The 14,848-nt window shown below is 29.6% G+C and carries 11 protein-coding genes and 1 other RNA gene; 9 read left to right on the plus strand and 3 right to left on the minus strand.

Annotated features, from left to right (window positions below; genetic code table 11):
- Position 1 precedes the first annotated feature (1 nt).
- The 3 genes from L3J60_RS03915 to L3J60_RS03925 form a co-directional block, all read right to left on the minus strand.
- Complete coding sequence (locus L3J60_RS03915) at positions 2–2,548, minus strand: adenosylcobalamin-dependent ribonucleoside-diphosphate reductase (RefSeq protein WP_291974183.1); 2,547 nt, start codon at positions 2,546–2,548, stop codon at positions 2–4.
- Positions 2,549–3,009: 461 nt separating this feature from the next.
- Positions 3,010–3,228: a DUF3820 family protein gene (locus tag L3J60_RS03920; RefSeq protein ID WP_291974184.1), complete on the minus strand. Its 219-nt coding sequence runs from the start codon at positions 3,226–3,228 to the stop codon at positions 3,010–3,012.
- Positions 3,218–4,420 (minus strand): NAD(P)-dependent oxidoreductase, encoded by a 1,203-nt coding sequence (locus L3J60_RS03925; protein WP_291974185.1) that lies wholly within the window; start codon positions 4,418–4,420, stop codon positions 3,218–3,220. The genes L3J60_RS03920 and L3J60_RS03925 overlap by 11 nt, the downstream gene beginning before the upstream one ends.
- Positions 4,421–4,538: 118 nt before the next feature.
- Here L3J60_RS03925 and ssrA point away from each other — a divergent pair.
- The 9 genes from ssrA (at position 4,539) to L3J60_RS03970 (ending at position 14,824) form a co-directional block, all read left to right on the plus strand.
- Positions 4,539–4,933: a transfer-messenger RNA gene (gene ssrA / locus L3J60_RS03930) on the plus strand.
- Positions 4,934–5,133: 200 nt separating this feature from the next.
- A complete protein-coding gene (locus tag L3J60_RS03935; RefSeq protein WP_291974186.1) occupies positions 5,134–5,523 on the plus strand; it encodes a DUF302 domain-containing protein in 390 nt (129 codons plus the stop codon).
- Between the two features lie 61 nt (positions 5,524–5,584).
- Positions 5,585–6,001, plus strand: coding sequence for a hypothetical protein (locus L3J60_RS03940; protein ID WP_291974187.1), 417 nt, complete (start codon positions 5,585–5,587; stop codon positions 5,999–6,001).
- Between the two features lie 137 nt (positions 6,002–6,138).
- Positions 6,139–9,978 carry an efflux RND transporter permease subunit gene (locus L3J60_RS03945; protein ID WP_291974188.1) on the plus strand — a complete coding sequence of 1,280 codons (3,840 nt, stop codon included), beginning with the start codon at positions 6,139–6,141 and terminating at the stop codon, positions 9,976–9,978.
- Between the two features lie 10 nt (positions 9,979–9,988).
- On the plus strand, positions 9,989–11,236 hold the full coding sequence (locus L3J60_RS03950) for a TolC family protein (RefSeq protein ID WP_291974189.1): 1,248 nt from the start codon (positions 9,989–9,991) through the stop codon (positions 11,234–11,236).
- A 10-nt stretch (positions 11,237–11,246) separates the two neighbouring features.
- Positions 11,247–13,082, plus strand: a complete 1,836-nt coding sequence (locus L3J60_RS03955) for an efflux RND transporter periplasmic adaptor subunit (RefSeq protein ID WP_291974190.1) — start codon at positions 11,247–11,249, stop codon at positions 13,080–13,082.
- Between the two features lie 170 nt (positions 13,083–13,252).
- On the plus strand, positions 13,253–13,846 hold the full coding sequence (locus L3J60_RS03960) for a DUF3347 domain-containing protein (RefSeq protein ID WP_291974191.1): 594 nt from the start codon (positions 13,253–13,255) through the stop codon (positions 13,844–13,846).
- A gap of 60 nt (positions 13,847–13,906) precedes the next feature.
- Positions 13,907–14,227, plus strand: coding sequence for a P-II family nitrogen regulator (locus tag L3J60_RS03965; protein ID WP_291974192.1), 321 nt, complete (start codon positions 13,907–13,909; stop codon positions 14,225–14,227).
- 15 nt (positions 14,228–14,242) lie between these two features.
- A complete protein-coding gene (locus L3J60_RS03970) occupies positions 14,243–14,824 on the plus strand; it encodes a helix-turn-helix domain-containing protein (protein WP_291974193.1) in 582 nt (193 codons plus the stop codon).
- The last annotated feature ends 24 nt before the right edge of the window (positions 14,825–14,848 follow it).

Here is a 14,848-nt window from a genome sequence, read left to right on the forward strand (position 1 = left end):
ATTATCCACATTTAGAATGTCCACAATTTTTACATTTTAAGCAACCTTCTTCGTAAATTAATCCTTCAGGATCACCACATTCTGGACATTTTTTATCTACCGCTTGCGTACCATCTTGTACAAATTGTTTCAAAGTACGTGCAATACCATTTTTCCAAGTATTGATATTATCATCGTACATATTTAAGTTGTTAATTAAATCAACCACATATTGTATCGGCATCCCGTGTCGTAAAACTCCGGATATTAATTTGGCATAATTCCAATATTCTTTATCAAAAGTTCTAGATAATCCCTCAAGTGTTACTTTGTAACCTTGTTTATCTAAAAATTGAAAATCATAACGAGAATGTCCTTTTTCATCTCTATTTTTTATTACCCATCCTTTTTCTAACCAAACAGGTAAAATAAATGCATCTTCAATTTTACCCGTAAAAACTTCATAAGGTCTGTTATTAATTAAGCCAACAACCGCTACCCATTTATCATAATCATTTTGAAAACGAACTACTTTTGCTTCAATTTTTTTTGGTCGTTTAGGGAAAATTGTATCCGCATAACATCCTTCTTTCTTCTCCTCCTTTTTGTCATCATTAGCAACTAAAATTCCACTTCTTGAACCATCTCTGTAAACAGTAATTCCTTTTAAGCCTTTTTTCCATGATTCAATATAAATATTACCAACCGTTTCTACATCAACATCCGCAGGTAAATTTATAGTTGAACTAATAGAATGCGTAGTATATTTTTGAACTAAACTTTGCATTTCTATCCGTTTCATCCAATCTATTTCAGGAGCCGTAGATCCTTTATAAGGACTTTCATCCATTGAGGTATTACCTGAAACTTCCATCCATTTTTTTAATTTTGGATGATAAACTTCGAATTCTTCATAAGCATCCCCTAAATCATCAACATAGGCAACTTTTGCGTTTTCATCATCTTGATTTACTTTTCGTCTTCTTTTATATGATAACAGAAAAACTGGTTCAATACCAGAAGACGTTTGTGCTAACATGCTCAAACTTCCTGTTGGTGCAACAGTACTTACTGAAATATTTCTTCTTCCATATTTCATCATTCGTTTGTAAATGGCAGGGAAATCTTTTTCTATCATTTGAACAAATTCAGAATATTTTTCAATTTCAGGATTAAATATTTCAAATTTTCCACGGGTAATTGCCATATCAATTGAACTATCAAATTCTCCTTTGAATTTGGTTTTCATTATTTCATCAACAACAGCTAAAGCTTCATCAGTATCAAATTTAATTCCTAATGCTGCAATTGCATCTGCTAATGCAGTAAAACCTAAACCAGTTCTTCTACCTTTTTTACCAGTTTTATACAATAGTTTCCAAGTATCTATTTCAACTTGTTTAATATTTGTTGGTTCTTCATCATGCATTATTTTATTAAAGATTCTATCAACAGCTTCTAATTCTAAATCTACCAAATCATCCATTAATCGTTGTGATTCATAGGCTATTTTATAGAACTTTTTATAATCAAATTTTGCTTTATCAGTAAACGGATTTTTAACGAAACTATATAAATTTAACGCTATTAAACGACAACTATCTCCTCCTTGCATAGCTATTTCAGAACAAGGATTAGTTGAGCTATTTTTAAATCCTGGATATATAGATGAAGTTGAATAATAATGTTGTCGATCCCAGAAAATTAAACCCGGTTCAGCAGTATTATGAGCACTTTTAATGATAGAATTCCAAAGATCTTTTGCTTTAACTATTTTGGTATATTTCGGAGTTTTACTTTCAATTGGCCAACGTAAGGTAAAATCATCATCATTCATTACCGCTACCATAAATTCATCTGATAATCGAAGTGAAATATTTGCCCCAGTAACTTTACTTAAATCTTGTTTTACGGTTATAAAACTTTCAATATCAGGATGTGCAATATCCATAGTTAACATTAAAGCTCCTCGCCTACCATTTTGTGCAACTTCACGAGTGGTATTTGAAAATCGATGCATAAATGAAACTGCACCTGTTGTACTTCCTGCAGAATTAGAAACTGAAGCTCCATTTGGTCTTAAATTAGATAAATCTACTCCTACTCCACATCTTCTTTTAAACAGTTGTGCTAATTGCTGATCGGTATAAAAAATGCCACCATAAGAATCATAAACTGGTGGAACCACAACACAATTAGACAAAGATGAAATTACATTTTTGTTTCCTAAAGAAGACATTACACTTCCTTGAGGAATTGTATATTTAAAATCTTTAAATAGTTCAAATATTTTTTCTTCGGATAAAAATTCACGTGTTTTACCATATTCTGATAATCCACTTGCTCCTTTTTCCTGATCTTTATATGTGCTTTCAATACGAGCAAACTCCAATGCCATTCTATGGTGCATATCATTAGGCGTAGCCTCTAAATATTCACCTTTCTTGGTTTTCATTGCGTATTTATTCAGCCAAGTTGTAGCAGCTAATTCATCGCCATTAAAATAAGATAAAGCACTCTCTAACACTTCGTTATAAGTTATAGTTTTTGGAAACACTAATTGTTGCATTTTAAAAAGTTGGTTTTTGGTGTTAATTTTGAGTTAATAAAATTAGATAATAAATAAACCTGTTTTATCCTTTAATGGAATTAGTTAATAACATTTTATTGTTGAAAAGTTCTCGAAAAAATTTAACTTTTTCTCATAGATTTTAGTTTGCTCTTTGAAACCTAAGCTATATTTGAAAAATTAAGGATAATCAATTTGAAATTATAAAAAATAAGTGCTAAAATTTTAAAATTAATTTTAAAATAAAGATTCTATTTTACTTAAAATGAAAAGAAAATTAAATTGATTGTCCATAATTAATCATGAAATGTTCGTCACCCTGAACTTGTTTCAGAGTCTCATCAATATAAATCGGTGATTAGTAAAAACTATGAGATGCTGAAACAAGCCTGCCTTGCCGACAGGCAGGTTCAGCATGACGTAGAAATATGATACAAAATGGATATACATTAAAATTAATTTTAATATTTTAATTTTCGTACCAAATCTTCCAAACCATTTAACTGAATTTCATAAACTAAATGCAGTAATTCACCAAATTTCCCTGCAGGGAAACCTTTATTTTTATACCATACAATATAATGTTCTGGTAAATCAAGTAAAAATTTACCTTTATATTTTCCATAAGGCATTTTAGTATTTGCTAATTTTACTAATAAATGTTGTTGATTATTTTCCATCTACAAAATCTTGCAAATAGCTAAAACGAGGAGTTAATTTTCCATTTTCAGTCATTTTTGCTCTGTGTAAAACACCATCTTTATCATTATTAAAAAATGATGGAATAACATATTTTGCAAAACTTTCTCCAAAACCTTCAGAAGCATCCTTTGGTAGTTCACAAGGTAAATTATCTACTGCCATTACTGCAATAGCATCTTTACTTTTATAATCTACTTCTTGCTCAGTTTTAGGATTATAACCATAAATTGGATTTGCAATAGTTGAAGATCTAATAGTTGAAGCTACAGGACCATCAATATCACAACTTATATCGGCAACTACTTTTATATTAAAATCTTTTGATTTTGCATCTTCTCTTGTAAAAATATATGGTGAACCTGTTCCAAAAAAATGACAAGCAATATATAAATCGGACACTTTGGCAAATCTCATAAAATTACTAACATATTCTTGTGGATGGTTAAAAAAATCATTTCGATTTATTACTTTTCCATCTTTTCTTTTATTATAATCTAGCACATTAATTTGTACGTAAACTGGTTCTTTAAAAGTTTGGTTCAAAAATTCATCAACAGAAACCTCTTTTAGTCCCATTCCATCCAACATTTCTTTAGCTCCATTACTAACTCTTCCTTTTCCTGTTAATACAATTTTAATAGCAGGAAGCTTAATTTTTTGAAGTTTATGTATTAACATTAATTGGTCATGAAGTCTTTCTGCTTTAGGTAAATTATACAAGTCAAATTTTAATCCATAGGTTCTAAATCCGTTGTAAGCTCCTACAATTCCAGCATACCTACCAAAAGCTACTAATCTTACATTTTGGTTATTAGTAATGGTTTCATGATCAAATAACTCAATATTTTTTGATAAAATTTCTTGTAATAATGTTCTATTATAAGATTGTTTTTTGATAGTATGCGAAAAGAAAAAATATTTTTTATTAGGAATTAAATTTGCTTTAGGAACTTCCTTAACGCCAAGTAAAACATCACAATCAGAAACATCATGTACCACTTCAATTCCTTCATTTAGGTAATCTTCATCTGTAAAAAAACGATCTTTTGAGCTTTCTACTTTAATTAAAAGCTGTGGATTTGCTAACATTAATTCTTTACATTTTTTTGGAACTAAAACTACTCTTCTATCAGGTGGATTTTTACGTTCTTTAATAATTCCTATCTTCATAAAATAAATGGTATAAAATTTGCTACGAAGGTATTAGGATTTAAAAGATTTTGCAAGTGATAATTGTAACATATTTTTACTAAATTTGTGCACTTTTATTTAAAGTTCTTTAATTTTTGGGGACGATTGGTTTTGACTGCGAGATCAATTGATATAGAAGCATGCCGAGTAATGAAATAGCACTCGTAAATCTCAATTTCAAAAACTTAAACGGCGAAAATAATTTTGCTTTAGCTGCTTAATCTGAATTACAGTAAGATAAAGCCTCGTTGCACTAGGTGCAAATGCTAAATGTCTCCTGAAAGCCTTGGTTAATGGCGTTCAATTTTGAGGCATCGTAAAAATTAACATAGATTTACTATGGTTTCGGTAGTATTTCGAAATTTAAGAAACTAAGCTTAAAGTGGATTGTTTTTAATCAGCTTTTTGACTAAAATTAAGTAAAAACTAAGCATGTAGAAACTATTTTAGTTGCTTGTTTGGACCCGGGTTCGATTCCCGGCGTCTCCACTATTACTAAAATTATTTTTTAATTTTTATTACATATTTACTTTAGTATCAATACGTTATAATGAAAATAATAAATTGAAAATAGTAAAATATTAATTAAGAAAAATGAGAAAGGAATCATAATTTTACAACAAAAAACCAAAAAAACATAAAAATTGATTTAATAGGATAACTTACCTTTGTATCATAAAATACAATATATTATGAATTATTATTTTAGTACAACTCTCAAAAACGTAACATTTGAGACTGCAAAAGAAAAAGTTACAGCAGCATTAAAAAAAGAAGGATTTGGTATTTTAACAAACATCAATGTACAAGAAACTTTAAAGAAAAAGATAAATGTTGATTTTAGACCTTATGAAATATTAGGAGCCTGCAATCCTCATTTTGCCTATAAAGCTTTATCTGCTGAAGATAAAATAGGTATTATGCTACCTTGCAATGTAATTATTGAAGAAAATGAAAATGGCACTATTGTAATTTCTGCAGTTGATCCTATTGCTTCAATGGGAGCTGTTGAAAATAATAGTTTAGAAGAAATTGCAAAGGAAGTTCAACAAAAACTTAAACAAGTTATTAATAGTCTATAATCTTCATTTTAACATTCATTTAATATTAAATAAATAATAAATTATATCTTTGCGACAATTAATGAAACAATTTTTTACAAAAATAGCAGCAATTTTAATGACTTTTGTAGTCCTTTTTTCTACAATGTCGTTTACCGTTAACCAACACTATTGTGGAGGTGAAGTATATGACAGTGCATTATTTTCAAAAGCTGATTCTTGTAGTATGGATGAAAAAACACCTTCAAAAGAAGATTGTAATGTAGCCGATAAAAATTGTTGTGATACTATACTTAAAATATATACAGGACAAAATGAGCTAGAAACTTCTGATGTTTCAAGTTTAAACTTTAATACTCAAATGTTTCTAGCTCCTTTTATTTACACTTACATTAACTTATTTGAAGGATTAGATACTAACATCATTCCTTTTAAAAATTATACACCTCCTCTACTGGTCAGTAACATTCAGGTTACCCACCAAGTTTTTCTTATCTGATTTTTAATTATTTTTTAGACACAAAATAAGATAGTTAAATTTATTATACTATTTTTTATTTGTTAGCTTATAAAAGTTATGATACCTATCATGCTTTTATAACTTTAAAATTTAAATAATTAAAAATCAAATGCTATATGCTTAATAAAATAATACGCTATTTTCTTGAAAACAAGTTAATAACATTTATGTTACTCTTCACTTTCATTATTGGAGGAATTGTAACAGCCCCTTTTAATTGGAAAACATCCTTAATTGAACGAAACCCAATACCTGTTGATGCTATTCCTGACATTGGTGAAAACCAACAAATTGTTTTTACAGAATGGATGGGACAATCGCCGCAAGATATTGAAGATCAAATTACCTATCCTTTAACTACTGCCTTATTAGGTATTCCTGGTGTAAAAACCATTAGAAGTAATTCTATTTTCGGACTATCTAGTATTTACATCATTTTTAAAGATGATGTAGATTTTTACTGGAGTAGAACAAGGATTCTTGAGAAATTAAACTCTTTACCTCCAGGAACCGTACCTAATGAAGTAAAACCAGCTTTAGGTCCAGATGCCACCGCATTAGGACAAGTATATTGGTACACTTTAGAAGGTAGAGATCCAAAAACAGGAAAACCAACAGGAGGTTGGGATCCACAAGAACTTAGAACAATCCAAGATTTTTATGTTCGCTATTATTTAACAGCAACAAGTGGCGTATCAGAAGTAGCTTCAATTGGTGGTTATGTAAAAGAATATCAAATTGAAATTGACCCTGATGCTATGAAAGCTAATAATGTTGATGTAAAAATGATTATGAATGCTGTAAAAAACAGTAATTTAGATATTGGTGCACGTACTTTAGAGTTTAACAAAGTTGAATATTTAATTCGTGGACTGGGTTATATTAAAAACTTATCTGACTTAGAAGAAAGTGTAGTTACTGTCAATAATAATGTTCCAATTCGTTTAAAAGATGTTGCCAAAATACAATTTGGTCCTGCCCCCAGAAGAGGCGGGCTTGATAAAGGTGGTGTAGAAGCAGTTGGTGGTGTGGTAGTTGTACGTTATGGTGCTAATCCGTTAGAGGTAATTCAAAACCTTAAAAAGAAAATTGCAGAAGTTGCTCCAGGATTGCCTTCAAAAACATTAGCTGACGGAACGGTTTCTAAAGTAACCATTGTTCCATTCTATGACCGCTCTAGTTTAATCCATGAAACATTAGGAACGTTAGAATCGGCTTTATCTCACGAATTATTAATTAGTATTTTAGTAGTGATTGTATTAATTTTAAATCTGAGGGCTTCCATATTAATTTCAACTTTATTACCTGTAGGAGTCTTAATGACCTTTATTTTAATGAAATTTTTTCATGTAGATGCTAATATTGTAGCACTTTCAGGTATTGCAATTGCCATTGGAGTTATGGTGGATGTAGGAATTGTATTTACTGAAAATATTATTAGGCATTTAGAAATGCCCGAAAATAAAAATATTAGTGGTAAAAAATTAGTACAAGTAATTTATGCTGCCACAGTTGAAGTCGCCTCAGCAATTATGACTGCCCTAGCTACCACTATTGTTAGTTTTTTACCAGTATTTGCAATGCAAGCATCAGAAGGAAAACTATTTAGACCTTTAGCATTTACCAAAACATTTGCTTTAATTTCTTCTTTATTTATTGGAATACTATTTATACCTGCAATGGCACAAGTATTATTCTCTATAAAATTAGATAAAAAGAAGACCAGCCGCATATTCAATTCATTATTAATAGGGTTTGGTGTTGTATTTTTAATAGCCTACGGAAGTGTAATTGCCTTAGCTCTAGTTGCATTTGGTGTAAATAACTTATTAACTCAAGTATCAGAACGTACCTTCTTAAAAAACAAAATAAAATTACCTTATTCTGAAAAAATTGCCAATTATATAAATATTGCAATTACAGTTTTTGTTGTACTTTATTTTTTAACTATTGAATGGATGCCTTTAGGAGCTTCAAACTCAACATTAGTCAACTTTATATTCGTAATTCTAATTGTTGGTGTGGTATTAGGTTTGTTAATGACCATTGTACATTTCTATGATATCGTTTTAAAATGGTGTTTAGAAAATAAATGGAAATTTCTTTCAATCCCTATTATTGTAGTTTTATTTGGAGCTAACATTTGGCTTGGCTTTGGTAAAGTTTTTAGTTTTATGCCAAATTTTGCTAAAAACAATAGTGCTTGGAATAGTATGGAAAAAACTTTTCCAGGTGTTGGTAAAGAATTTATGCCTGCTCTAAATGAAGGTTCATTTTTACTAATGCCAACAACTATGCCTCACTCTAGCATTAGCGAAAATATAAAGGTAATGGCAAGTATTAATAAACGTATAAATAATATTCCAGAAATAGCAACATCGGTAGGTAAATGGGGACGTGTAAATTCTGCTCTAGATCCCGCTCCTACATCTATGTTTGAAAACACAATAAACTATATTCCTGAATATATTTTAGATGGCGATGGAAGAAGAATTCGATTTAAAGTAAACAAAAATAATGCTTTTGTTTTAAAAAATGGTTCAACCTATAAATATGGAAAAGATGCGTTTAAAAAAATTACAGAAAATCAATTAACTAAAGATGAAGATGGCGAGTATTTTAGACAATGGCGTCAAAAAATAAAAAATGAAGATGACATTTGGAAAGAAATTGTGAAACATTCTAAATTTCCAGGTTTAACATCTGCACCTAAATTACAACCTATTCAAACCAGATTAATTATGCTTTCAACAGGAATGAGAGCTCCTATGGGAATTAAAGTATTTGGTCCAACATTAGAATCTATAGAAAAAACAGGTTTTGAATTAGAACGTTTATTAAAAGAAGTGCCTAGCATTAATCCTTCTACTGTTTTTGCAGATAGAGTTGTTGGAAAGCCTTATTTGGAAATAAAGTTAAACCGACAAGCAATGTCTAGATATGGATTAACCATAAAAGATATGCAAATGCAATTATCAGTAGCTATAGGAGGAAAACAATTAAGCACCTCTGTTGAGGGAAGAGAACGTTTTCCTATAAGAGTTAGATATGCAAGAGAGTATAGGGATAACCCTGATGACATAAAGAAAATTTTAATCCCAACGCCTGCAGGTGTTCAAGTAGAACTAGGTGAACTAGCATCTATAGAATATGTTCGAGGGCCTCAAGTTATTAAAAGTGAAGATACCTTTTTAACAGGATATGTAATTTTTGATAAAAAAGAAGGTCAAGCTGAAACCAATGTGGTAGAAGCTGCTCAAAAATTGATAAAAGATAAAATTGATTCTGGTGAATTTAAATTGCCTGATGGTGTAACCTATCGTTTTACAGGTAATTACGAAAATCAAATAAGAGCTTCTAAACGATTGATGCTGGTAGTTCCTATTTCATTAATTCTAATTTTGTTGATTTTATATTTTCAATTTAAAAATATATTACCGTCATTAATGGTGTTCTCAGGAATTTTTGTAGCCTTTTCAGGTGGTTTTATTATGATTTGGCTATACAGTCAAACATGGTTTTTAAACTTTAGTTTTGCTGGGGTTCATATGCGAGATTTATTCCAGCTCCACACTATTAATTTGAGTGTCGCCGTTTGGGTAGGATTTATCGCCTTATTTGGTATTGCAACCGATGATGGTGTAATTATGGGAACCTATTTAACTCAGGTTTTTGATGAAGAAAAACCTAAAACCATTGAAGGAATTAGAGCTTCTATTTTACATGCAGGCTCAAAAAGAGTTCGACCAGCAATGATGACTGCTGCAGTTGCAATTATAGCTTTAATACCCGTTTTAACAGCAACTGGTAAAGGGGCTGATGTAGTAATACCTATGGCAATCCCTTCTTTTGGAGGCATGCTTTTACAGGTGATGACTATGTTTGTTGTACCAGTGCTTTACAGCATGTGGAAAGAACATAATTTAAAGAAAGAATTAAAAAAATCACAAGCTTAAATTTATAAAAATGAAAGTAAAAATTTATAACATCATTTTATTTAGTTTGTTGCTACTAATAAGTACTAATACTTTTAGTCAGGCAAGCTTAGAAAACTATCTGAAAATTGCAGCCGAAAACAATCCTGAACTAAAAGCAACATTCAGTGAATATATGGCTGCAATGGAAAAAGTACCTCAAGTAGGTGCTTTACCTGATCCACAAGTTGCTTTTGGTTATTTTATTGAACCCGTTGAAACACGTGTTGGACCTCAAAAATGGAAGTTTAACCTAACTCAAAGTTTTCCTTGGTTTGGTTTGCTAAATGCAAAAGAAAATGTAGCAACTGAAATGGCAAATGCCAACTTTGAAAAATTTGAAAATTCAAAATCAAATCTATTCTTTGAAGTAAAAACAGCTTTTTATAATTATTATTTTATTGAAAAAGCTATTAAAATTACGAAACAGAATATGGATATTTTGCAAGTTTTTAAACGGTTATCTTTAGTTAAAATTGAATCAGGAAAAGCATCTATTGTTGATGAACTACGTGTAGAATTAGAGTTAAATGATTTAGAAAATCAATTGGCTTTGTTTAAGGATACTAAAAATACTATCCAAACTAATTTTAATAATTTATTGGCACGAGAAGTTTCAAATAGTATTATAATTCCAGATACTTTATGGCAAGATAAATTGCCTTTTGATAAGTTAACTATGTTAGATGAAATTTATGCAAGCAACCATCAATTAAAAAGTATTGATCATAGGTTAAGTGCCTTTGTAAATCAAGAAGTTGTTGCTAAAAAAGAAGGATTACCAAAATTTAATATCGGTTTAAATTATACCGTAGTTGATAAAAATCCTTCTTCAACAGCAGTTGACAATGGTAAAGATGCTTTTTTGTTTCCTTCCGTAGGGATTAAAATACCTATTTTCAGAAAAAAATACAAAGCATTAATTAAAGAAGCTAAGTTATTACAAGAAGCTGAAACCTATAAAAAAGAAGATAAAAAAAATGTGTTAAGCACTATCTATTCGTCTTCCTATAAAAATTTTAGCGATGGTGACAGACGAATAACATTAAACCAAAAACAAGCACAAATAGCAAAAAAAATACTAGACGTATTAATTATTTCTTATTCAACGGATGCAAAAGATTTTGAAGAAGTTTTGCGTATTGAACGTCAGTTATTAAAATATGAATTGGCTTATCAACAAGCCCTAATCGATAAAAATGCTGCCATAGCATTTATGAACTATTTAATCGGAAAATAAAATGAATAATATGAAAAAATATAAAAATTATATTATAGGAATCGGTATTTTAATTATCGGAGTTATCTTAGGAAACGTGTTTTCTGGAGATGATAATACAAAAACCTCTCAAAACAAAGAGGAACACAACTACGTTCAAGATCCTGTTACAAAATTATGGACTTGTTCTATGCACCCAAATATTAGAATGAAAAAGCCTGGGAAATGCCCTATTTGTGGAATGACACTTATTCCTTTAGACAATAACAAAGGAACTGGAGAAAAAATAGCTTCCAATGAAATTGTAATGACACCTGAAGCTATACAATTGGCAAATATTCAAACTTCAATTGTTGAAAAATCAAAAGCTGTAAAACAAATTCGTTTGTTAGGAAGGGTTAAACCAGATGAAAGACGTTTATTTTCACAAGTTTCTCATATTCCAGGACGAATTGAACGTTTATATGTAAACTTTACAGGAGAAAAAGTATATAAAGGACAAAAAATTATACGGATTTATTCTCCTGAATTAATTTCAGCTCAAAAAGAGTTATTTGAAGCTATTAAATCAAGAAACATATATCCGCAATTATATACGGCTACACGCAATAAATTAAAATTATGGAAATTATCTGACCACCAAATAGATGCCATTGAAAAATCTGGAAAAGTTCAAGATCAAATAGATATTTTATCTGATTATTCTGGTTATGTTATGAAACGAAATGTGGAGCTTGGAGATCATATTATGGAAGGTACCAACCTCTTTGATATTGCCGATTTAAGTAGCGTTTGGGTTATGTTTGAAGCTTATGAAGCTGATATTCCTTGGATACAAGTTGGTAATATGGTTAATTTCACAATTAATGCATTACCAAGCAAAAGCTTTAAAGGTAAAATTTCCTATATGGATCCTTTTGTTTCTGCAAAAACTAGAGTTGCTAAAGTTAGAGTTGAGCTTAAAAATCCTAGCAATAAATTATTACCTGAAATGTTTGCCAATGGTATTCTACAAGCTACATTAACCAATGTAAAAAATGCCATTATCATTCCTAAATCTGCCGTACTTTGGACAGGAAAACGATCTGTAGTTTATGTTAAAATACCCCATGAAAAAACAATTTCATTTGTGTATAGAGAAGTTATTTTAGGACAAGATATGGGTAATTTCTATATCATAGAAAAAGGATTAAAAGAAGGTGAAATAGTTGCAACCAATGGCGTTTTCAGTATAGATGCATCTGCACAATTAATTGGTCAAAAAAGTATGATGAACCCAACTGGTGCAAAAGGAAATACCGGTGGTATGGCAGGAATGGATATGGGTGGAAGCAAAAAAAAGAAGTCTAAAATGAGCGATGCTGAAATGAAAAAGATGAAGAAACCTGTTAAAAACATGGTTATGATAGACAAATCTAAAATCGATCCTAAATTTAAAAGTCAGTTAGGAAATGTAATCAATACCTATATCAATTTAAAAGACGCACTTTTTAAAGGTGATTTTGCACAGGCAAAAATACAATCAGAAAATGTTAAAGAGTCTTTAAATAAAGTTGATATGCTATTGCTTTTAGGTGATGCTCATAATGAATGGATGAAAGATTTAAAAATATTAAATCTTCAAACAACCAACATTATAAACGCTAAAAATATTGAAAATCAGAGAATTAATTTCGCAAAATTAGGTCCTGAACTTGGAAAGGCTATTGATAAATTTGGTTTTCAAAATTCTAATAAACCACTTTATTTAGAGTATTGCTCTATGAAAAAAACATATTGGCTTAGTTACGATAAAGTCATTAAAAATCCTTTTTATGGAGATGCAATGCCAACCTGTGGAGAAATTACAAAAGAATATAAAAATTAAATTGATTGTTCCGTAATTAATCATAAAAAGTTCGTCACCCTGAACTTGTTTCAGGGTCTCATCAATATAAAAAATTATGAGATGCTGAAACAAGTTCAGCATGACGTATAAATATGATACAAAACGGATATACATTAAAATTAAACAATAACAACTTAAAATAGAATCATATGAAAAAAATAAATTTAAAATCCGTTTTTGCAATTGTTTTTGCAATAGGTATCTCAAGTTTAAACTATGCACAACAAAATCATGACCATAGTAAGATGAATATGAAAACTGATAGTGGCAAAATGATGAAGATGAAGCATGATAAAAGCAGCATGAATATGATGCAACAAAAAGGTGCTGAAGCCCAATTTAACGATGCTAATTTAAATAAAGCATATATGCATTATATAATGATTAATACTGCATTGACAAAATTGAATACTCAAAAAGTAAAAATGATGTCAAAAATGTTAGTAAACATTTTAAATAATTATGGAAAAGCAACAAAATCTGTTGCTATAGCTAATAAGCTATCCGAAAGTACTGATTTAAAAGGACAACGTAAATTATTTGCAGAATTAACCACTTCAATGGAGCCTCTTTTTAAAGATAACATTACAAAAGGAAAAGTTTACAAAAACTTTTGCCCAATGGCAAATGGAGCTGGAGCTTATTGGTTTTCAAATTCAAAAAACATTGTAAATCCTTATATGGGAACAAAAAGCTCAATGTCTAATTGTGGTAGTGTTAAAGAAACATTCAAGTCTATCTAAAATATCTGGGTTGTTTTGGATTTGTAAATAATTCAAAATAACCCTTTAAAAAGTAAAATTATGAAAGAAATTAAAGCATTTATACGTCCCGAAAGATTAAACGCAGTTGCTGAAAATCTCAAAAAAGAACAATACTGTTGTTTTACCGTTTTTCAAGGTGAAGGTGTTGGAGACTATACCGATCCTAAAACTGAATTTCCAAGTTTAGATTTTCCTTTTCTACATAATAAAGTTGTAAAAATGGAAATAGTATGTAATAAAGAAGATGTTGATAAAATTATAAACGTTATTAAAACACATGCCCGAACAGGTTATAGAGGAGATGGATTAATATATGTTAGTAACGTAGAAAGTAGAATCAGAGTAAGAGATGGAAAATAATTAAAACTTAAAACTTTGAAAACTTTAAATCTTATAGAATTACGTATTAAAGGTATGGTATGTGACCGTTGTATAAGTACTGTCAAAACCGAATTAGAAAATTTGGGAGCAACTGTTGTTGAATTAAAATTAGGAAAAGCAATTATTAAATATCCTAAACACAAAATTACGTTACAAAGTATTGAAAATACATTAATAAAACATAATTTTGAACTAATTGTTGATGATGACACTAAAATTATTGAAGCTATAAAAGCTGTTTTAGTCGAAATTATTAGTAACCTTCCTATTGAAATGACAACTAATTTATCAGCTACTTTAGCTAATAAATTACAAAAAGATTATACTTACTTAAGTAAATTATTTTCAAATACACTTGAAATTACCATTGAAAAATATTTTATTTTACTTAAAATTGAAAAAACCAAAGAGTTAATACAAACTGGGCAATTAAATTTCACTCAAATATCATACGATTTAGGATACAGTAGTGTTAATTATTTATCCAATCAATTTAAACAAATAACAGGCATGAGTATGAGTACCTACAAAAAGCTATCTAATTGGAATAGAAAGTCTTTAGATAAAATTTTATAGATATCACCCATAATACTATATAAA

This window comes from Lutibacter sp. (assembly GCF_021647475.1).
Classification (GTDB): domain Bacteria; phylum Bacteroidota; class Bacteroidia; order Flavobacteriales; family Flavobacteriaceae; genus Lutibacter.

Excerpts from the sequence above, each read along its gene's own strand:
- L3J60_RS03965 (WP_291974192.1), top strand. The coding sequence starts at position 13,907 with ATGAAAGAAATTAAAGCATTTATACGTCCCGAAAGATTAAACGCAGTT.
- L3J60_RS03920 (WP_291974184.1), bottom strand. The coding sequence starts at position 3,228 with ATGGAAAATAATCAACAACATTTATTAGTAAAATTAGCAAATACTAAA.
- L3J60_RS03960 (WP_291974191.1), top strand. The coding sequence starts at position 13,253 with ATGAAAAAAATAAATTTAAAATCCGTTTTTGCAATTGTTTTTGCAATA.
- L3J60_RS03955 (WP_291974190.1), top strand. The coding sequence starts at position 11,247 with ATGAAAAAATATAAAAATTATATTATAGGAATCGGTATTTTAATTATC.
- L3J60_RS03935 (WP_291974186.1), top strand. The coding sequence starts at position 5,134 with ATGAATTATTATTTTAGTACAACTCTCAAAAACGTAACATTTGAGACT.
- L3J60_RS03945 (WP_291974188.1), top strand. The coding sequence starts at position 6,139 with ATGCTTAATAAAATAATACGCTATTTTCTTGAAAACAAGTTAATAACA.
- L3J60_RS03925 (WP_291974185.1), bottom strand. The coding sequence starts at position 4,420 with ATGAAGATAGGAATTATTAAAGAACGTAAAAATCCACCTGATAGAAGA.
- L3J60_RS03915 (WP_291974183.1), bottom strand. The coding sequence starts at position 2,548 with ATGCAACAATTAGTGTTTCCAAAAACTATAACTTATAACGAAGTGTTA.
- L3J60_RS03950 (WP_291974189.1), top strand. The coding sequence starts at position 9,989 with ATGAAAGTAAAAATTTATAACATCATTTTATTTAGTTTGTTGCTACTA.
- L3J60_RS03940 (WP_291974187.1), top strand. The coding sequence starts at position 5,585 with ATGAAACAATTTTTTACAAAAATAGCAGCAATTTTAATGACTTTTGTA.